The organism is Thalassotalea sp. PLHSN55, from assembly GCF_052030545.1.
Taxonomy (GTDB): domain Bacteria; phylum Pseudomonadota; class Gammaproteobacteria; order Enterobacterales; family Alteromonadaceae; genus CANMXU01.
In genome coordinates this window covers 77,275-96,408 of sequence record NZ_JBPDIH010000009.1, presented here as the reverse complement: position 1 = coordinate 96,408, position 19,134 = coordinate 77,275, and the positions used below count along the sequence as shown (strand labels likewise).

The 19,134-nt window shown below is 39.1% G+C and carries 17 protein-coding genes; 11 read left to right on the top strand and 6 right to left on the bottom strand.

The annotated features are described in order from the left end of the window. The first annotated feature begins 30 nt into the window (after positions 1-30). The 3 genes from ilvC to ACRRSQ_RS16900 all read left to right on the top strand — a co-directional run bounded on the left by ilvC (position 31) and on the right by ACRRSQ_RS16900 (position 2,753). The gene (ilvC, locus tag ACRRSQ_RS16910; RefSeq protein ID WP_440876952.1) at positions 31-1,509 is read left to right on the top strand and encodes a ketol-acid reductoisomerase; all 1,479 of its coding nucleotides are present in this window, start codon (positions 31-33) and stop codon (positions 1,507-1,509) included. A gap of 110 nt (positions 1,510-1,619) precedes the next feature. Beyond that, entirely contained in the window at positions 1,620-2,378 is a 759-nt protein-coding gene (locus ACRRSQ_RS16905; protein ID WP_440876951.1) for a sulfite exporter TauE/SafE family protein, read from the top strand. 57 nt (positions 2,379-2,435) lie between these two features. Then, the gene (locus ACRRSQ_RS16900) at positions 2,436-2,753 is read left to right on the top strand and encodes a pyrimidine/purine nucleoside phosphorylase (protein ID WP_440876950.1); all 318 of its coding nucleotides are present in this window, start codon (positions 2,436-2,438) and stop codon (positions 2,751-2,753) included. A gap of 75 nt (positions 2,754-2,828) precedes the next feature. On the opposite strand, the gene ACRRSQ_RS16895 is transcribed toward ACRRSQ_RS16900, so the two are convergent. From ACRRSQ_RS16895 to yegD, 3 genes are all read right to left on the bottom strand, one after another. Then, positions 2,829-3,377, bottom strand: coding sequence for a CC0125/CC1285 family lipoprotein (locus ACRRSQ_RS16895; protein ID WP_440876949.1), 549 nt, complete (start codon positions 3,375-3,377; stop codon positions 2,829-2,831). Positions 3,378-3,511: 134 nt separating this feature from the next. Beyond that, entirely contained in the window at positions 3,512-4,918 is a 1,407-nt protein-coding gene (locus ACRRSQ_RS16890; protein ID WP_440876948.1) for a sulfatase, read from the bottom strand. A gap of 262 nt (positions 4,919-5,180) precedes the next feature. Next, positions 5,181-6,539, bottom strand: a complete 1,359-nt coding sequence (gene yegD, locus ACRRSQ_RS16885; protein WP_440876947.1) for a molecular chaperone — start codon at positions 6,537-6,539, stop codon at positions 5,181-5,183. A gap of 238 nt (positions 6,540-6,777) precedes the next feature. Between yegD and ACRRSQ_RS16880 the strand changes: the two genes are divergently transcribed. Genes ACRRSQ_RS16880 through ACRRSQ_RS16855 form a run of 6 tightly spaced genes read left to right on the top strand, consistent with a single transcriptional unit; the run spans position 6,778 to position 13,391 of the window. Next, positions 6,778-7,470, top strand: coding sequence for an RDD family protein (locus ACRRSQ_RS16880; RefSeq protein ID WP_440876946.1), 693 nt, complete (start codon positions 6,778-6,780; stop codon positions 7,468-7,470). Position 7,471: 1 nt separating this feature from the next. After that, the gene (locus ACRRSQ_RS16875; protein ID WP_440876945.1) at positions 7,472-8,422 is read left to right on the top strand and encodes a stage II sporulation protein M; all 951 of its coding nucleotides are present in this window, start codon (positions 7,472-7,474) and stop codon (positions 8,420-8,422) included. After that, positions 8,412-9,947: a hypothetical protein gene (locus tag ACRRSQ_RS16870; RefSeq protein WP_440876944.1), complete on the top strand. Its 1,536-nt coding sequence runs from the start codon at positions 8,412-8,414 to the stop codon at positions 9,945-9,947. Before ACRRSQ_RS16875 ends, ACRRSQ_RS16870 begins: the two co-directional genes overlap by 11 nt. Continuing rightward, the gene (locus tag ACRRSQ_RS16865; protein ID WP_440876943.1) at positions 9,944-11,095 is read left to right on the top strand and encodes a hypothetical protein; all 1,152 of its coding nucleotides are present in this window, start codon (positions 9,944-9,946) and stop codon (positions 11,093-11,095) included. Before ACRRSQ_RS16870 ends, ACRRSQ_RS16865 begins: the two co-directional genes overlap by 4 nt. After that, positions 11,092-12,069 (top strand): AAA family ATPase, encoded by a 978-nt coding sequence (locus ACRRSQ_RS16860; protein WP_440876942.1) that lies wholly within the window; start codon positions 11,092-11,094, stop codon positions 12,067-12,069. The genes ACRRSQ_RS16865 and ACRRSQ_RS16860 overlap by 4 nt, the downstream gene beginning before the upstream one ends. Then, positions 12,066-13,391 carry a DUF58 domain-containing protein gene (locus tag ACRRSQ_RS16855; protein WP_440876941.1) on the top strand — a complete coding sequence of 442 codons (1,326 nt, stop codon included), beginning with the start codon at positions 12,066-12,068 and terminating at the stop codon, positions 13,389-13,391. The genes ACRRSQ_RS16860 and ACRRSQ_RS16855 overlap by 4 nt, the downstream gene beginning before the upstream one ends. Before the next feature lie 60 nt (positions 13,392-13,451). Here the strand turns inward: ACRRSQ_RS16855 and ACRRSQ_RS16850 are convergent, their stop codons facing one another. From ACRRSQ_RS16850 to proB, 3 genes are all read right to left on the bottom strand, one after another. Next, complete coding sequence (locus ACRRSQ_RS16850) at positions 13,452-13,979, bottom strand: DUF4234 domain-containing protein (RefSeq protein ID WP_440876940.1); 528 nt, start codon at positions 13,977-13,979, stop codon at positions 13,452-13,454. A gap of 172 nt (positions 13,980-14,151) precedes the next feature. Then, positions 14,152-15,411, bottom strand: coding sequence for a glutamate-5-semialdehyde dehydrogenase (locus ACRRSQ_RS16845; RefSeq protein ID WP_440876939.1), 1,260 nt, complete (start codon positions 15,409-15,411; stop codon positions 14,152-14,154). 5 nt (positions 15,412-15,416) lie between these two features. Next, positions 15,417-16,532 carry a glutamate 5-kinase gene (gene proB / locus ACRRSQ_RS16840; RefSeq protein WP_440876938.1) on the bottom strand — a complete coding sequence of 372 codons (1,116 nt, stop codon included), beginning with the start codon at positions 16,530-16,532 and terminating at the stop codon, positions 15,417-15,419. Between the two features lie 340 nt (positions 16,533-16,872). On the opposite strand from proB, the gene ACRRSQ_RS16835 reads away from it, so the two are divergent. Further along, positions 16,873-17,769 (top strand): acyltransferase, encoded by an 897-nt coding sequence (locus tag ACRRSQ_RS16835; protein WP_440876937.1) that lies wholly within the window; start codon positions 16,873-16,875, stop codon positions 17,767-17,769. A 23-nt stretch (positions 17,770-17,792) separates the two neighbouring features. After that, positions 17,793-19,037 (top strand): mechanosensitive ion channel family protein, encoded by a 1,245-nt coding sequence (locus ACRRSQ_RS16830; RefSeq protein WP_440876936.1) that lies wholly within the window; start codon positions 17,793-17,795, stop codon positions 19,035-19,037. Positions 19,038-19,134 lie beyond the last annotated feature (97 nt).

The following is a 19,134-nucleotide window of genomic DNA, read 5'->3' as shown; positions in this document are numbered from 1 at the left end:
TATTACTCGAAAGAGTTGAAGGAAAAACACATGAGCAATTATTTTAATACTTTAAGTTTACGTGAAAAATTAGACCAATTAGGTCAATGTCGCTTTATGAAGCGTGAAGAATTCAGCGACGGTTGTAATTTCTTAAAAGGTTGGAACATTGTTATTGTTGGTTGTGGTGCTCAAGGTTTAAACCAAGGTTTAAACATGCGCGATTCAGGCCTAAACATTTCTTACGCTTTACGTGATGCAGCAATTGCTGAGAAACGTCAATCTTGGCAGTGGGCGACTGAAAACGGCTTTACTGTTGGCACCTACGAAGAATTAATCCCTACAGCTGATTTAGTATTAAACCTTACGCCAGACAAGCAACATACTTCAGCTGTTTCTGCTGTTATGCCGCTTATGAAAGAAGGTTCTTCATTAGCATACTCGCACGGTTTCAACATTGTTGAAGAAGGCATGCAAATCCGTAAAGACATTACCGTTGTAATGGTTGCGCCTAAGTGTCCTGGTACTGAAGTACGTGAAGAATACAAACGTGGTTTTGGTGTTCCTACCCTTATCGCTGTTCACCCAGAAAATGACCCTCAAGGTAACGGTTGGGCTATTGCTAAAGCATACGCTAGTGCAACTGGTGGTGACCGCGCGGGTGTATTAGCATCTTCATTCATCGCAGAAGTTAAGTCTGACTTAATGGGCGAGCAAACCATTTTATGTGGTATGTTGCAAACTGCGGCGATTTTAGGTCACAAGCAATTAGTCGCCAATGGTGTTGACGCTGCTTACGCTCGTAAATTATTACAATTTGGTATTGAAGGCGTAACTGAAGGCTTAAAATACGGCGGGATCACTAACATGATGGACCGTTTATCAAACCCTGCGAAAATTTTAGCGTTTGATATGTCAGAAGAATTAAAAGATATTTTACGTCCTTTATTCCAAAAGCATATGGATGACATCATCGAAGGTCGTTTCTCGGCAACTATGATGGAAGATTGGGCTAACGACGATGTAAACCTATTAACATGGCGTGCACAAACAGCTGAAACTTCTTTCGAATTAGCGCCAGAAACTGACGCTGAAATTTCTGAGCAAGAATACTACGACAAAGGCATTTTTGTTGTTGCTATGGTTAAAGCCGGTGTTGAATTAGCATTTGAAGCTATGGTTGATTCTGGCATTATCGCTGAGTCTGCATACTACGAGTCATTACACGAAACGCCATTAATCGCTAACTGTATTGCACGTAACATGTTACACGAAATGAACGTAGTAATTTCAGATACCGCTGAATACGGTAACTACTTATTCTCTCACGCTGCAGTGCCATTATTAGAAGAATACGCAAGCAAGTTATCATTAGCACAATTAGGTGAAGGCTTAACGGGTTCGACAAGTGTTGACAATGCGCGTTTAATCGAAGTAAACGAAGCTATTCGTTCACACGGTGTTGAAGCTATCGGTAAAGAATTACGTGGCTACATGACAGACATGAAGCGTATCGTTGAAGCTGGTTAAGCTTACAACATCAACTAAAGGCGGCATGTAGTGAAAACTCCTGCCGCTTTTTTATTACGTAAATTTAGTGCTTAAGCAAGTCGTAGTGTCAAAGTCTATAAGGTATAAACATGGTCGAGTCCGTTGATATTTTACAAGCCACTATGCTTATTGTTATCGGCTTTTTAGCCGGTGGTATTAATACCTTCGCCGGTGGCGGTTCTAACTTGTCGTTACCGGCATTAATGATGATCGGGTTGCCGGCCGATGTTGCCAATGCGACTAATCGCGTGGCGGTATTTATGCAATCGTTAACCGCAACTCGCGGCTACTATGTTAACGACAAGCTTGATAAAGCCTCCATCAAAGATATTTTTGTACCGACTTTATTGGGCGGGTTAATTGGCGCAGTTACCGCATCCTACCTTGATGTCGAAATATTAAAACCGGCACTGCTTGCCACTATGGTAGCGGTATCGTGTTGGGTTGTACTGAAAAGTGATACTGGCCCAGCAGATAATAATATTGTTAGTTGCAGCGACAGCAAACTTGGCTTTTTCACCACCTTATTAGCAGGTTTTTATGGTGGCTTTGTACAAGCAGGTGTCGGCTTTGTCTTAATTGCCACTTTTGTTGGTGTATTACAATACGATCTCTTACGTGCCAACGCCCTTAAAATTGTCGCAGCCTTAATTTTTACCTCTATTGCTTTAGTGGTTTTTATTTTTCGTGATCAAGTGGCTTGGATGGCAGGTATTTATTTAGCAATTGGTAGCATATTGGGCGCCATGGTTTCAGTGAAATTTTCGATAGACATAAAACCTAAAACATTAAAAATAATGGTGCTCGTGATGACTGTTATTGCCAGTGCAGCTGCCCTACTTACTTAAACATAAATTTTTATTTAATTTTTAATTTAAACATCAACTTATAATAGAGAAAACAATATGAGTGAATTTAACAACGTAACCATTACCCGTGAAGCAAACGTTTATTTCGATGGCAAAGTTACCTCACGCAAAGTCACTTTTGCTGATGGTAGCTTTAAAACTTTAGGCATTATGGTGCAAGGCGATTATAAATTTGGCACTGAAGAAAAAGAATTAATGGAAATTTTAGCCGGTGAATGTGAAATTTTACTGCCGGGTGAAACAAACTGGCAAACGATAAATGCCGGACAATCTTTTGAAGTACCTGCGAATTCGTCGTTTGAAATTAAAGCGCTAACACTCGTTGATTACTGCTGTTCATATATTGCTGAATAACTTAAAACTGCCCTTAGTTTTGATTAGATAATTAAGAATCACCTGCCTTGGAGATTCTTAATTATCAGCATGGTATTAACGATAAGTATTAAAACACGAGTCCCAACGCTGATTTTCCAACGCATCTATCTCTTCATCGCTCCAAACAGCATTTATTTTTGGTTCTAACCTATTTATTGCTTCTAATACATTAATACGTTTAACTTTTTTCAGCTTATTTTTAGGCGCTTCTATTTCTGTGAACACGACACGGACAGAGGATTTGAACCCTCCATCGTTATAGCTCTTCATGCCTTGTCTATTTTTAATAAAGTTACACCACTGACCTGACTTTCTTTTCAGTACATCAAAGCTATCGTAACCCGATTGCTGAGCAAGTATCGCCGCGTGGTATATCACCATATTTTGCGATCTGATTTTATCGCTACTGCTACTCAATTTTGCGGTAATTATATACTCCGTTGCCGAAATTTTTTCTTGAGTAACCCCTTCAGTATACGCCTGTAAACCTCTGGTTTTATGGTTATAGTCAACACGCTTAACCACCTTGTATGGTGTTTGTTTTTGCGCGCAGCCTGAAATAACGAGTGTCGCTACAACAAGCGTTAAAAGCATAGTTTTCATGATCTTCCCTGAGTATATTTATTGAATTATATTATATGATTTTTATGATAATAATCCCTGTAGCAAAGTTTTACTAGAAATTTCCCATAAAAAAACGGCAGAAATTCTGCCGTTTTTACATTGAATATTACCCGTTATTTTTGCTTCATTTTTAAGGTATACGCGGTGTCCCATGCTGGCTCTGGCAACTCACTTAACCAGGCGTCTAATTTAGCCGCTAAGGTTTGAGCTTTTTCAGGCTGCTTATTCACAAGGTTATTACGCTCTTGCACGTCGTTAGCAATGTTATATAAATAAGTACCGCCATTTCTCTCACGAATTAACTTAAAGTCACCATCTCGCACGGTAGCAAATTGTGCTCTGTTCCAAAAAAGTTCATTGTGCGGTTGCTTACCTTCACCTTTTGCGGTTTTTTCATTTAAAAATGGTAATAAATTTACGCCATCAAATTTTTTCTTGGTTGGCATTTTTCCGCCAGCAGCTGCAAGTGCGGTAGGGGCAATATCTAAAGCTGACACCATTGAGGTAAAGTTAAGTCCTTGCGGAATTTTCCCCGGCCAACTCATTAAGTAAGGCACACGCAAACTGCCTTCGTCTTGCGCACCTTTAAAGCCCTTTAATGGTAAGTTCACTGAAAAATTATGCTTACTGCCACCATTATCATTAATAAACACCACTAAGGTATTTTCACGTAAACCTAATGTATCAAGCTTATCAATAACGCGACCGACTGAAATATCAAAGTCTTCCATCATCGCCGCCATTTTACGACGGTTTTTGCTTTCGATTTCTGGATACTTAGCCATAGTTGATTTTTTGGCATTCATCGGTCCGTGAACCGCAGTGTAAGACAGGTAAAGGAAAAACGGTTGCTCTTGGTTGCGCTCAATAAAATCTTCAGCTTCAAAACCTAATGCATCAGTTAAATAGTCTTCAAAGCCAACCACATCACCATTGCGCAAAATTAAGTGATCTTTTTGTTTCGCTTTTTTGGGGAAATAGTTTCTCGAGCCACCTAATAAACCGTAAAACTCATCAAAACCTCGGTTGGTCGGGTGATACTTATCAAGTCGACCTAAATGCCACTTTCCAATGGCACCAGTGTAATAACCTTCTGCTTTTAAATAATCGGCAATGGTTGATTCACTGGTCGACATACCTAAATTTTCTTCTTTGTCGTTACCCACAGGGTTATTCGGTAAATTATGATGATGACCAAAACGTTGCTGATAACGACCCGTTAATAAACCGGCACGCGACGGGCTACACACTGACGCAGACACATAACCTTGGTCAAATACCACACCACTGTTAGCTAATTTGGTTAAATTTGGCGTCGGGAAGTTTTTGTCGCCGGCAAAACCAAAATCACTGTAACCACCGTCGTCACTCACAATAACTAATATATTAGGTTGTGCTTGCTCTGCTTGAGCTGAGGTAATACCGCTCACAAAAGCAAGTGAAGCAATGACAGCTAAAAGTACAGCTTTGCATTTCGCTTGTAATGCATTCACCGAGTCAAAAAGTTGTTTTGTTATCATAATTTGCGCCTAAATAAAGGACTCACGTTTAGTCAAAAATATCAGATCAGCACTATACATAATATAAATACGACAATTAATAATATTTACACTGTTTTACATCAGTTTAGTTATAGTCTACTTTTTGCCAACAAGCCTTTCACAACTTTAAATGACTAAACCGCAATAGGTCTAAATATCACTGTCGCTTTAAAAAATTACGATTGTCAGATTGTAAATTGATGATCGGGTCACAAATTTTGAACAATAGATAAGCAGTTTATTAACAATAAATACGCTCTGCCCAACGCGCTAAACCAGAAGTAACACTGCCAAAATGATCACCAATAACAATTGGAATGTTAGGCATTTGCTGCTTAATAAATTGATTAATCACCGGAGATTTGGCCGTACCACCGGTAACAAAAATAACATCAGGTTGGCAGTTAGCTTGCTCAACCGCGGCTTGCATTAATTGGGCAATTTGATTTAATTCACGCACATTCGCTTCAAGCATTTTGTTACGGTTAACCTCAACCGCTAAACCTTGCTCAATGTCGGCTAATTCAATTGAATATTGGTCATGATCAGTTAACGCAATTTTTGCCCGTTCCGCGCCGTTAACAAGGCGGTAACTCAGTTTTTCGTCGTGCACTTTTAAGAGTCGTTCAACCGCTATTGGCGATGCCGCATCACGAATCAGTTCAGCTAAAAAGCGACGATTAGATGCACTATAAAACTCGGTTTGGTCATTAATATTATTAATCGAAACGGCTTGGCGATAACCATTTATTGGTACAGGCTTGCCACTTTTTAGTAAGCCGTTCATACCAAAGCTAGGCATAATAGTTTTTAGTGCTAACTGAATATCAAAGTCGTTACCACCAACACGCAAACCACTATGACTGAGTAAATGCTGATGACGATCTGCTTTGTTGGCAAAATTTGGCCCCATTAATAACATAGAGCAGTCAGTTGTACCGCCACCAATATCGACCACGAGTACCTTGCTTTCTTTAGCCAAGGTACTTTCAAATTCAAAACCTGCGGCAACCGGTTCGTATTGAAATTCAACCTCTTTAAAGCCAACACGTTTAGCAGCATTGGTTAACACCGTTAAAGCCTGCTGATTACTTTTATCCGCTTGTAAGCCTTGAAAGTTAATCGGTCGGCCAATAACCGTTTGGGTAACTTCACGTTGTAAGTAGTTTTCACTCAATTGTTTAATATTCGCCATCATTGCAGCAACGATGTCTTCAAATAATTGAATTTGCACTGGCAATAAACCACTGGCGCCTAGAAAAGATTTTGGCGATTTAATGTAATAACCTTCTTCGGGATCTTCGAGGTATTTTGCTAACGCATCGTGACCAAAAAAGAGTTCGGTTGGCATGCCGTCTTCTTTTAATTCACGAAGTGCAACCTGCCCTTTTTGCAATTGCATTAACCGTTGTGCTTTAAAGTGTCCTTGCTCGGCGACAGAGAGCTGCTGAAACAGCCAATTGACGATCATATCGCGACTTGGTGCATAAAGGCTCGACGGTAAAAAAGCACTGTTATTTGCCAAAGGCAATATTTTTGCCTGAGCATTGTCCATAATCGCCACTGCACAATTTGACGTACCGTAATCAAAACCTAACATTTACACACCTTAACACCGTTAAAAATCGGCCGCGTAGCATACTTATTTCGCTAATCGACTACAAGTTCTAAATAAACCATGCACCCAATCCGATAGTCTTTCGTATTAAAAACCTTATGTAAAATAATGGCTACAGAAAAAACTTCGAAAAATGAATATAGATGTGATAATTTGTAAATGACTATTTTATAAATAGAAAAATAATAATAATTCATTGCCACGGAAGACAACTAGCTAAATGGTTCATGCTCAACTCGATAACAAGTTATTTATAAAACTACCTGAAGGGGTAAGCATTAATCTTATGCCCGCAGGTATAACCGTGCGAGCTTGTGCGTATCTATACGATTTTGTTATTCGTGCGGTCATTCTGTTACTACTTATGCTCGCGTTTAGGTTTTTAGGACAAGCAGGTGAAGGATTAACCTTAATTGCTTTTTTTATCATCTCTTGGGGTTATTACATTTTCTTTGAAGCCCGAACAGGCAACACACCAGGTAAAAAAAAGTTTCGACTGCAGGTGGTGCAAGACAATGGTTTACCCGCTAATTTAAGCCACATTATTATTCGAAATTTATTACGCCCTGCTGATGCCTTTCCCTTTGCTTATTGCTTAGGTATTCTTACTATGGCCTTTAACACAAAATTCAAACGCATTGGCGATTGGGCATCAGGCACTATGGTTGTTCACACCAAACCTGAACACCAAGATCCAGAATTCGATGAATTCACACCACTTGCACCACCAATGCAGCTATCAACGCAAGAACAACAAGCGATAATTTTATTTGCTGAACGCAGCAAAGAACTTTCACCAGCTCGGCAAGAAGAACTTGCAAAAATATTACCCAAACAACTGTTAACGAATAAAGAAGGTGCAAGCCAACAGCTAAAGCAAATGGCCAGATTCTATCTAGGTCAAGGCATTTAGTATGAAACAGAGTCATTTTGTTAAAACTAACGAACAACGCTGGCAAAACTTTTCACAGTTGTGTTTAGGTGAAAAAGGTAAAGAGCTACCTGCAAATTTTGGTCAATTATACCGTCAAATTTGCCATGACTTGGCCATTGCCAGATCTCGCCATTATTCGCCCTCTTTAATTGAAAAACTAGATAACTTTGTCACGTTAGGCCAAAGTCATTTATATCGTGGAGAAAATCTTTCCTTACGTGCCATTTATCGACTATTTAAACAGAGCTTTATGCAAGGGTTATTTGAAAACCGTTATTACTTGTGGCTCTCGTTTGGCGCTTTTTTTGGTTTTGCATTTATCATTTACCTATGGGTTATATTTGACCCTAACGCGGTTTATCATTTCCTTGACGTGCAAAGCGTCAAAAGCATCGAAAAGATGTATGACCCTGCTGGCTCAGTTCAGCAAGAAGCCCGAAGCTCAGGCGCCAATGTGATGATGTTAGGCGTCTATATTTACAACAATATCGGTATCGCATTTCAGATGTTTGGTGGCGGTGCCCTATTTGGCTTTGGCGCTGTATTACCACTGTTATTTAACAGTTTTTACTTTGGTGCGATTTCCGCTCATATTGTGCATTTAGGTTATCAAGAAACATTTTTCTCTTTTGTAATTACGCACGGTTCATTTGAATTAACAGCTATCACCATTGCTGGCGCAGCTGGCGGTAAAATCGGCTTTAATTTGCTTAATCCGGGACAGTTTAGTCGTGCTTATGCGGTTAAAAAAGCCGGAAAGACAGTACTACCCTTAATTGTCGGCGCTTTTGTCATGTTAGTGCTTGCTGCAATTATTGAAGCTTTTTGGTCGCCACTGGATATTCCAAGCATATTTAAATACATCGCAGGTAGCTTGTGCTGGTTTTATGTATTACGCGTTTTTTACCGAGGCACGCGCTATGGACATTAGTAAGTTATCTTTTGTCGCGAGAAAACGAACACCTTGGCAAGTATTTGACTTCTGTCAACTGATGGTAAGAGCCAACTTTATTAGCATGATGAAAATTGTCGCATGCTTGTATTTACCTATTGCCATCATTAGTTGGCAACTTTTTTCACTAACAACGGCATCCTATATTATTTGGTGGCTAAAGCCTTTACTAGAACGCCCTCTACTTGACTTCTTAGCCAAGCAAAGTTTTGCTCAGCCCACGACAACTTGGAGCTGTATTAAAGTGATTAAGGACCTAAGAGTTGTTGATATTCTTGCTATGTTGACCTATCGAAGATTATCGCCAAACCGCGCTTATCTGGCATCTGTTGAGCAACTCGAAAAACTTACGGGTAATGCTCGCACCAAACGACGTAGCATTTTAGTAAATCGCAACAATGCCAAGCAGTCTTTTTGGATGATTTTTTGTGTTCATATCGAAATGCTATTAGCATTTCTTTTTGCCGCGATAATTTTCAATTTTATTCCCCAAGGCATCAATATCGATTTACAGATAGATAGCATGGACCAAGTACTCGTTGAAATTGAAAGCATCTACTACCCATGTTATTTACTTGCTGTAATGCTTGTTGCACCATATTTTGCAACTGGCGGCTTCTTAATGTATTTGAATAGCCGAGTAAATATTGAAGCATGGGACATTGAATTGGCATTTAAAAAAATTGCTGCCCGTTCGGTCAAAACTGCAACGACTTGTTTGCTCATATTGGTGGGAACTTTTGCTTTGCCAAGTAATGAACTTTACGCGCAAGAGGCACAGCAATCAGCCATCGAACAGCAAGATACAGCCTCTTTGCAAAAAACATTAACAGAGCAAAGCAAACAGCAACAAGCCGATAATTTGGCAATGCGAGAGCAAATTAATAATATTTACCAAGCGCATCAACTTATTGAAATTCAAACCACATGGCAACCTGTCGAACAAAAACAAAGTACAAACTTTGAATGGTTAGCAGATTTTTTTTCAGCATTCACGCACTTGAGCGATATTGTCGGTTTTCTGTTTTGGTTAGTGATTATATTGTTAGCTATTTGGCTAATTTGGGTTGTTTATTCCAGTGGCGCATTGTCGGGTTTAATGGCCTTTTCACAAACAAAAGTTGCACAAACAACTAAGAGCGATACTGTACTGCCAAGTTTCATTCGCGAACTAAACCAACAACACTGGCCTGAAAATTTACTCAAAGCAGCGAAAGATGCGGTGAATAAACAACACTTTCGTTATGCGTTAAGGTTAACACTAAAGTTTGCCTTAACTTTTGCGCAAGCAAAAACTTCCGTTCGTATTTATGCCTACATGACGGAAAATGAATGTGAACAGGCTTTATTAACTAGCTTACCTGAACAATGGCATAGCCCTTATCAAGAGTTATTTTTCTTGTGGATTCAATTAGCTTGGGCGCACAAACCTGTTGAAGCTGAAAAAATACATCAGCTTATCGCACAATTTCAAACTATTGAACAAGAGCGAGAGGCGATATGACAAAAGCAAAGTTAATCGGCTCAGCTGCTATCGGTATATTAGTCTTACTTGTTGTCGGTACCATTTTTTCGATCGAGTGGGAAAAGGTTGAATTAGAAACAGGACTAAGCAAAGAAGCACGCAATCAACCTTTCCTAGCTGCCAATTTGTTACTAGAAAAATACAACGCCAGTTTTACAGAACTTAACCGCACGAGTGGTGATGAATTTTTTAATAATGAAAGAATTACCTTAACAACAAATACCACGCTGATCATCGATGAAGGGGTTATCAATGAAATCCCTAGAATTGGTCAAGCGATACTGCAATGGGTAAAACGTGGTGGGCATTTAGTTTATGTATTGTCACCACGAAGAGAACAACTCGAACTTAGCTACAATCCTTTAATGTTAGAAAATTTAACAGTAGTCGACAGTGAGACTCCGGTGAGACGACACGGTTTTTTAGTACCTACCACAGCCAATGTTAATATTAATGACAATAACCAAAATTTTGATATTCATTTAAGCCATCAGTTTAATTTCGAAAACTGTCCATATTCCGCCATTAAAGAAGCTGTCTCCAACATAACACTAATTTGCCAAGCAAGTATCGAACAAGGCTATATTACCTACATGCCGAGTATAGATTTAATTGCCACTAATAATCTTCAACGCTTAGATCATGGGCAATTTTTATTATGGTTATTAGGAAAAAATACTTACATGGCTTATCTGCCCAGTACAATTTCGTCCAACTGGTTCGTCTCAATCATAAACTGGTCATGGCAAATTATATTACTATTTTCACTGCTTATTATCGGCTTAACTTGGCATTTAGCCATGCGATTAGGTACTGCGATAGAGCCAGTGAGTGAAACTAAAAATAGCTTTTCAGCACACCTAGAAGCCGTCGGAAATTTCTTAGTCAAACACAATCATCACCACAGTTTAAAAACTGCATTGATGAGAGAACTAGACACCGTGATGGAAAAGCGTATCGCAAATTTTTCTCAACTGAGCCTGCAAAAACAGGCACAACATTTAAGTAAGATTAGCGGTAAACCAAGTCAGACTATCGAAATGTTATTAGAACAAGACTTACCAACAGACGATGAACAGCGCCTGCAATTTATTAAATTATTTAAAGAGTTAAGGAATTCACTGTGAGTGTAATTGAACAGCAGTTAAGCATAGAGCAAGCTTTTGAGTCGGTAAAAGCAATCAAAGAAAATATTTCAAAAGTGCTTATTGGCCAAGATACTATTATTGAAAATGCACTGACCGCGTTATTTGCGGGCGGTCATATTTTATTAGAAGGTGTGCCCGGTTTAGGAAAAACCCTTTTAGTAAGAGCACTAGCGCAGAGTTTACAAGTTGACTTTTCACGAGTGCAATTTACACCCGACTTAATGCCTTCTGATGTATTAGGTCATAGCCTGTATGATATGAAAACAGGTGAATTTATTACTAAAAAAGGCCCAGCATTTACCAACTTACTGTTAGCTGATGAAATTAATCGCGCCCCCGCTAAAACACAATCGGCTTTGCTCGAAGTTATGCAAGAGCAGCAAATTACCATTGACGGAGATAGCCAAGTACTCGCTTCACCTTTTATGGTGCTGGCGACACAAAACCCGCTTGATCAAGAAGGTACATACCCATTACCTGAAGCTGAGCTTGATCGTTTTATGATGAAGATTAATATTGATTACCCTGACAAAGATGCAGAAATTGCGTTGTTAAAACTCAATACCGAAAAAATCAGCAACGAGCGCAATATTGAAAGCTTGCCTAGTTTGCTAAACCAACAACTAATCGAACAGATAAAAGCGCTAGCATGCACCATTACTGTTGATGAACAAATTTATAATTATGCTGTAGATATTGTTACTAAATCTAGAACTTGGCATGGCGTACTTCATGGTGCAGGCGTTAGAGCGAGTATTAATTTAGTTAAAGCGGCTAAAGTTAACGCATTAATGAATAATCGAGATTTTGTCTTACCTGATGATATTAAAGTTGTCGCCCCCAATATTTTGCGACATCGCTTAGTATTAACCGCTGACTTAGAATTAGAAGGCATTGATCAAAGTCTAGTCATTGAAGAATTATTACAAAGCACTGAAGCACCTAGAGTATGAGACGAACCGCCTTTCGCCCTTCAAAAAAAGCATTGCTTACCCTTGGGCTAATGCTGTTTTTATGCATCATAGTAAAGCTGCTAAGTGAAGAGCAACAGGTTACCGACGGGCTTACTTTCATTGTTGTCGCTGTATTATCTATTGCACTTTTGGACTTAATTAAGTCTAAGACACTTCCTAAATTGCGCATTAAGCGAGTTTTACCTACTCAGCTCAGCTTCAACCATTGGCACATCATTAAATACCAAATTACCAATACTGGCACTACAAACTTAATATTGGCGCTTCGTGATCATGTTAGTTCTCATTTTAATTTAAAAGGGTTTACTCGTAATGAAACCCTTGCGGCTAATGAAGAGTTATTGGTTCAAGGAAAAATTCAGCCACTTCAACGTGGGGCTGCCAATATTGGCCCGATAGAGATATGCCTACATTCACCTTGGAAAATTTGGCAAAGTTATTGGCTAATCGATGATGTACTTGAAGTGAAAACCTACCCAAATTTCGAACGTTTGCGCCAACAACAACTTTATGGTGTTAGTAATCTGCCAATTAATGGTTTAAAACAGCGAAAAAAACGCGGTAGTGGCACTGAATTTCACCAGCTAAGAGACTTTCGTCAAGGAGACAGCATTCGCCAAATAGATTGGCAAGCCACCAGTAAACGGCAAAAGCTTATCGCTAAGGAATACCAAGAAGAGAGAAACCAACAAATTATTGTCATGCTTGATGCTGGTCATAAAATGAATATTGAAACAGATATCGGCTCGCACTTCGACGCAGCATTAAATGCCTTGCTAATGCTTAGCCATACGGTACTTAAGCAAGGTGATTGGTTCAGTATGCAAAGTTTTAATCAACATGAACGTTGGTTACCTGCTGTTAAAGGCGCTCAGAATGTCTCTCAGGTAATGAATCATTTTTACGACTTGCAACCTGACGAATATGCCAGTGATTACAACAAAGCGGTGAATAGTCTACTAACCAAGCGCAGTAAGCGTGCCTTAGTATTAGTGGTAACCACACTCAGCGAAGAAAGTTTTGACGATCTACTGCCTGCACTTAAAAACTTACAACGTCATCATTTAGTGGCATTAATTAATATTGAAAATGTTGCGCTGACACAAACACTAAACGCAGATATCAACCAAGTTAATGACGCTAATAGGTACTGCGCAGCTGTAGAATTAAAAAATAGTTATAATGCCCATTTAAAGCGTATCGAAAAGGCTGGGATAATTTGTGTTAATTGCCAGCCACAATATTTACTCACTTATGTCATCAATACCTACTTAAATGTAAAGCATGCTGGCATGCTTTAAGCTACGATAAATAAAAAAGGACGCTAGCGCGTCCTTTCATTTATTAAGTATTAAGCAAAATTAGCTTTGGTTGTCGATTGCTTGATTAATTTTATATTGAAGATAAATACCACCTCCAAAAAACGTTCCTAAGCCACTTAAAATGCCTTTAACTGGCACATACTCATCTGTACCTGCATTAATGATTTCACGAATTGCTCGACGAGCACCAAAAACCACTAATAGATATAAGACAAAATAAGCAATGGAGACAACGCCATTAATCATAGCAAGCACGCCACCTGTTTCATCAGCCGTAAAACCGACAGCAAAAGATAAAACCCAGTAAGCAATGACCAATACAATAAAAGCATTTAAACGAAAAGTAGGCACTTTGTCTTCTACCGCAAGTTCGTTAGCTTTGGATATTCTGGTATATAACCAATAAACAGGATAGATACCCATGGTAATAAATGACAATAAAAAGACCCACCATGCCGAAAATCGTTCGAATTTCAAAATGGGCTTATCTTCTTTAACGTTAGCTAAATCGGCTTCTGGTGCCGCAAATGCTTCACTAATTTCAGGCGTTGCTTGATTATCTGACATGTAGATTCCTTAATTTAATTATAATTTTCCCACTCACCATGCTATCAGAATCAACAATCAAAAAAATAGTGTTTTTCAAAAATTTTTACAAACACATATACAAAAAAATGGGTGTTTAATCAATTGATTAAACACCCATTTTTTATATTTATGACTTATCAGCCTTTTATGCTTAATCGCGTATTTGTCCGTCACCTAAAACGACAAATTTTTCGGTCGTTAACGACGCTAACCCCATTGGCCCGTAGGCATGAAGTTTACTGGTTGAAATACCAATTTCTGAACCTAGACCAAGTTGCCCACCATCAGAAAAGCGTGATGATGCATTGACCATAACCACCGATGAGTTGATCGCTCGAATAAATTGTTGGCTGCGACTATTATCTTGCGTGACGATAACTTCAGTATGATCTGAGGTATATTCATTAATATGCGTAATTGCCGCGTCAAATCCTTCAACAGTTTTTATCGCCACTTCTTGGGCTAAATATTCGGCATGATAATCATCATCAGTTGCCAATTCGCCTTCAGCAAAAAATGGTAAGCTTTGCTCACAGGCATGCACTTTCACGTTAGCTGGCACGAGCGCTTTAGCAGCAAGCGGTAAAAACTGTTCAGCAATGTCTTGGTGCACTAAAACCGTTTCAATCGCGTTACAAGCACTTGGACGTTGTGTTTTACCATTGACTAAAATATTAACCGCTTTGTTTAGGTCAGCGTACTTATCAATGAATAAATGACAAACGCCTTTAAAGTGCTGGATCACAGGAATTTGGCTATGCTCGGTAACATAACGAATTAAGCCTTCGCCGCCACGCGGGATCACCAAATCAATGCTTTCACGTTGCTTCAATAATTGCTCAATCACTTCACGACTGGTATCAGGAATAACAGTGATGATATTTTTATCAATGTTATTTTTTTCTAATACCGAATGTAAGCAATTGGCTAAGGCAATATTAGAATGAATAGCTTCTGAGCCACCACGTAAAATAACCGCATTACCTGATTTCAAACACAAAGCCGCTGCTTCGGCCGTCACATTTGGACGTGCTTCATAAATCATCGCAATAACACCCAGCGGGATACGCATTTTTCCAACTTGCATGCCGTTTGGACGTAACGCTAAATTGGCAATATCGCCAACAGGATCGGTTAAGGTGACAATTTCACGAATCGCATCAGCAATATCCGTTACGCGCTGCTCGGTTAGCAGTAAGCGATCGAGCATTGCTTCACTTAACCCTTTGCTACGACCGGCGTCGATGTCACGGCTATTTTCAGCTATGATGCTTGCCGCTTCGGCTTCTATTGCCGCTGCCATTTCGGTTAATAAGGCATTTTTTTCTGTCGTCGTTAATTGCGCAATCACGCGCGAAGCTTGTTTAGCTTGTGCTGCACTTGTGGCAATATCAAATGTTGTTTGCGTCATCGTCGTTACTCAATCTCTTGTTTAGAGATGATCACCATATCATCTCTATGAATAATTACTTTACTAGGGCGGCATCCTAATATACTAAAAATTTGCTCACTGTTGTGACCCTTTATACGGGCTAAGTCACGGGAACTGTACTGACTAATGCCTTTTGCGATCACTTGTTGGTTATCGCTCGTAATAATGTCTACCGAATCACCTGCACTAAAGTCGCCATAAATACCGTTAATACCCGATGGCAATAACGAAGCGCCTTTATTAACCACCGCTTTTACAGCACCTTTATCAAGTTGTAGTTTACCACTACTTTTTAACGTGTGTTTAAGCCAATGTTTACGGGCTTTTGTTGCGGCTTGGCTGGCTTTAAAGCAAGTACCTGGGTTTTCACCGTTTAATAATCGCTCAAAGACCTCAGCTTTATGCCCATTTACTATGTAGGTATCAATGCCGTTTTCAACCGCTTTTTCAGCCGCTTGTATTTTGGTTTTCATACCGCCAGTTGCAATAGGATTACTGGTTGTGCCTGCCATGGCGTAAACTTCTTCGGTAATTTCATCAATATTAGGCAACATTTTTGCGTTAGGGTTGCCACGCGGGTCTTGATCATAAACGCCATCAATATCGCTTAAAATGAACAGCGCATCGGCTTCACTGACTAAAGCAACTAACGCGGCTAAATTGTCATTATCACCAACTTTTAACTCTTCTGTTGCTACCGTGTCGTTTTCATTAACTATTGGCAAAATACTGTTGGCCAATAATACGCGAATAGTATTTTTGATATTAATGTAGCGCTGACGGTCTTTTAAATCGCCGTGAGTGATTAACAACTGGCTACAAGGCATTTTGAAAAAGCGCTGCCAGTTAGCCATCATTTGCATTTGGCCAACAGAGGCCATCGCTTGTTTTGTTTCAATAGAGGGAATGGGTGAACCGTGCTTAATTAAGTTTCGACCAGCGGCAACACTGCCCGATGAAACGAGAATAATTTCTTTGCCTTGTTGTTGGCACTTACTAATAAAAGACGCAATAGCTTCGATATATTTTCCGCTACAACCATTGGCGTCTGGGGCAACTAAAGCACTACCTACTTTAATAACCGCACGTTTAAAATTCATTACATTACCTCTACATTCTTGAAGGTTAAGAATGACCTAAACGGGTCGTGGTTGGCAATGATATTTTGTGCTTTATTTAGATTAATAGTTCTGGTTTTATAACCTTTAGCCTATAAAAGGCAACTAAAGGTTATTTTTATGCGCTTAACTCGAACATTTTGTCACAATTTACCTAAGGTTAAATAAAGTCGACTATTTTTTACCCTTTAGGTGGCTTTGTTGTTTTTGCAACCAGTTTTGGCAATGTGATGATATATTTTTTTGGACTCATCATTTATACTCTCGCCTGAATATATGTTTATACACATCACCTAGTTAGGTGCAGTAAAAGAGCGGTTTAATGTTTAATTTTTTACCAGGTCCTTTAATTGGGCTTTTGTCATTTTCTTTATATTTTATCAATACCTTAGTATGGCTATTGCCGATTATTGTTTTTTCATTTTTAAAAGCAATTATTCCGGTGGCATTCTCACAAAAAATATTTAGCTACTTACTCGACCAAATGGCGAGCAACTGGGTAGCAATTAATACCGGCATTCAAAAGTTGCTGTGCCGCATTGATTTTCAAGTCACTGGCTTAGAAAAACTCAGCATGAACGATTGGTACATCGTAGTAAGTAACCACCAGAGTTGGGTTGATATTTTAGTATTGCAGCGTTTATTGCACGGAAAAATTCCATTTTTGAAATTTTTCCTCAAAAAAGAACTTATTTATGTGCCGTTTTTAGGCATTGCGTGGTGGGCACTCGACTTCCCATTTATGAAACGCTATAGCCAAGCTTATTTAAAAAAGAATCCGCATTTAATTGGTAAAGATTTAGAAACCACGCGCAAAGCTTGTGCTAAGTTCAAACACAAGCCAGTAAGCATCATGAATTTCATTGAAGGAACACGCTTTACTGCGGAAAAGTACCAAAAACAAAAACCGAAATTCAAACACCTTTTACGTCCGAAAGCTGGCGGTATAGCCTTTGCTTTAGATGCCATGAAAGAACATGTAAATACCATAGTCGATGTGACAATTCATTATCCAGATGGCATTCCTACTTTTGTAGATTTTGCTTGCGGACGAGTAAAACGTGTTAACGTATCTATTAATACTATTGCCGTTAGCGATGCGATGTCGGGCGATTATTTTAATGACAAAACTCATAAAAATAATTTTCAAACTTGGTTAAATGAACTTTGGTTAGACAAAGATCAAGTGCTTGAGCATTATCACAACAACCGCGAATAGCCCGTTTTTATTAAGGAGCAATAATGAATGAAGCGTTAATCACTTGGTTAGCTGAACAAGGTATACCAAGCAGCTACTTAACGGTAAGTAGCCAATTAGTGGGTTTATGTTTTATTTTTGTTTTATTGTTCCTTAGCTATTACATCGCTAAACATTTGTTTTTAGGTGCTGTACACGCGTTTGTCACTAACTCTAAAAACAAATGGGACGATTTATTTCTTCAGCATAATGTCTTTGTGCACCTTGCCTTATTATTACCGTTCATTTTATTGCTTTTTCTGACACCACTCATTTTAGCGCCTGAAAAAGCACTCACCAATATTGCCATTGTGGTTGCCAAAGTTGCGATAAGCTTTCAAGTCGCGCGCTGTATTAGCGCAGCATTGAACGTGATTAACAGCTTATATCGTGACAAGGCACATCAGCGCTATTTGCCGTTAAACTCCACTATTCAGGTGATTAAATTAGCCGTTTATTTGGTGGCAACGATACTCGCTATTTCTTTTATTTTAGGTCGCTCACCAATTTATTTGCTCAGTGGCTTAGGTGCGCTGACCGCCGTTTTATTATTAATTTTTCAAGATACGATAAAAGGCTTAGTGGCGAGCATTCAAATCTCTGCTAATCGCATGGTCGCGCCCGGTGATTGGATTGAAATACCTAAGTATGGCGCCGATGGTGATGTGCTGGAAATTGGTTTAAATACCGTAAAAGTACAAAATTTTGACCGTACAGTAACCACAGTGCCAACCTATGCGCTAATTAGCGATTCGTTTAAAAACTGGCGTGACATGTTTAATTCTGGTGGTCGTCGTATTAAACGCAGCATCATAATTGATATCAGCAGCATTAAATTTTTATCGTTAGCGCAAATTAATGCCCTGCAAGAATTTGCATTAATTACTGATTATTTAACCACCAAAGTAGCAGAAATTAGTGATGGTGAAAGTGAATTAGAGCAAGTATTTCTTGATCAAAAAAACCGTCGTCAGCTTACTAACGTTGGTACATTTCGCGCCTATATTGAGGCTTATTTAACACAACACGACAAAGTGCACAAAGAAATGACTTGCATGGTGAGGCAGTTGCCCGCCACAGAAAATGGCTTACCGCTTGAACTTTATTTTTTCAGCAATGATCAAAATTGGGTTAACTATGAAGGGATTCAAGCGGATATATTTGACCATTTATTTGCCATGGCGCCATTATTTGAATTACGCATTTTTCAACACCCAACCGGTTTCGATTGGCACAAAAATAGCGAATAAGTTTAACCGCTTATTGCTATGGTGCCTTGATATTTGAATTACGCATTTTTCAACACTCAAACCCAGTTTCGATTGGCACAAAAATAGCGAATAAAGC

Coding starts and splice junctions, on each gene's coding strand:
- ilvC (WP_440876952.1), top strand. CDS start 31: ATGAGCAATTATTTTAATACTTTAAGTTTACGTGAAAAATTAGACCAA.
- ACRRSQ_RS16905 (WP_440876951.1), top strand. CDS start 1,620: ATGGTCGAGTCCGTTGATATTTTACAAGCCACTATGCTTATTGTTATC.
- ACRRSQ_RS16900 (WP_440876950.1), top strand. CDS start 2,436: ATGAGTGAATTTAACAACGTAACCATTACCCGTGAAGCAAACGTTTAT.
- ACRRSQ_RS16895 (WP_440876949.1), bottom strand. CDS start 3,377: ATGAAAACTATGCTTTTAACGCTTGTTGTAGCGACACTCGTTATTTCA.
- ACRRSQ_RS16890 (WP_440876948.1), bottom strand. CDS start 4,918: ATGATAACAAAACAACTTTTTGACTCGGTGAATGCATTACAAGCGAAA.
- yegD (WP_440876947.1), bottom strand. CDS start 6,539: ATGTTAGGTTTTGATTACGGTACGTCAAATTGTGCAGTGGCGATTATG.
- ACRRSQ_RS16880 (WP_440876946.1), top strand. CDS start 6,778: ATGGTTCATGCTCAACTCGATAACAAGTTATTTATAAAACTACCTGAA.
- ACRRSQ_RS16875 (WP_440876945.1), top strand. CDS start 7,472: ATGAAACAGAGTCATTTTGTTAAAACTAACGAACAACGCTGGCAAAAC.
- ACRRSQ_RS16870 (WP_440876944.1), top strand. CDS start 8,412: ATGGACATTAGTAAGTTATCTTTTGTCGCGAGAAAACGAACACCTTGG.
- ACRRSQ_RS16865 (WP_440876943.1), top strand. CDS start 9,944: ATGACAAAAGCAAAGTTAATCGGCTCAGCTGCTATCGGTATATTAGTC.
- ACRRSQ_RS16855 (WP_440876941.1), top strand. CDS start 12,066: ATGAGACGAACCGCCTTTCGCCCTTCAAAAAAAGCATTGCTTACCCTT.
- ACRRSQ_RS16850 (WP_440876940.1), bottom strand. CDS start 13,979: ATGTCAGATAATCAAGCAACGCCTGAAATTAGTGAAGCATTTGCGGCA.
- ACRRSQ_RS16845 (WP_440876939.1), bottom strand. CDS start 15,411: ATGACGCAAACAACATTTGATATTGCCACAAGTGCAGCACAAGCTAAA.
- proB (WP_440876938.1), bottom strand. CDS start 16,532: ATGAATTTTAAACGTGCGGTTATTAAAGTAGGTAGTGCTTTAGTTGCC.
- ACRRSQ_RS16835 (WP_440876937.1), top strand. CDS start 16,873: ATGTTTAATTTTTTACCAGGTCCTTTAATTGGGCTTTTGTCATTTTCT.
- ACRRSQ_RS16830 (WP_440876936.1), top strand. CDS start 17,793: ATGAATGAAGCGTTAATCACTTGGTTAGCTGAACAAGGTATACCAAGC.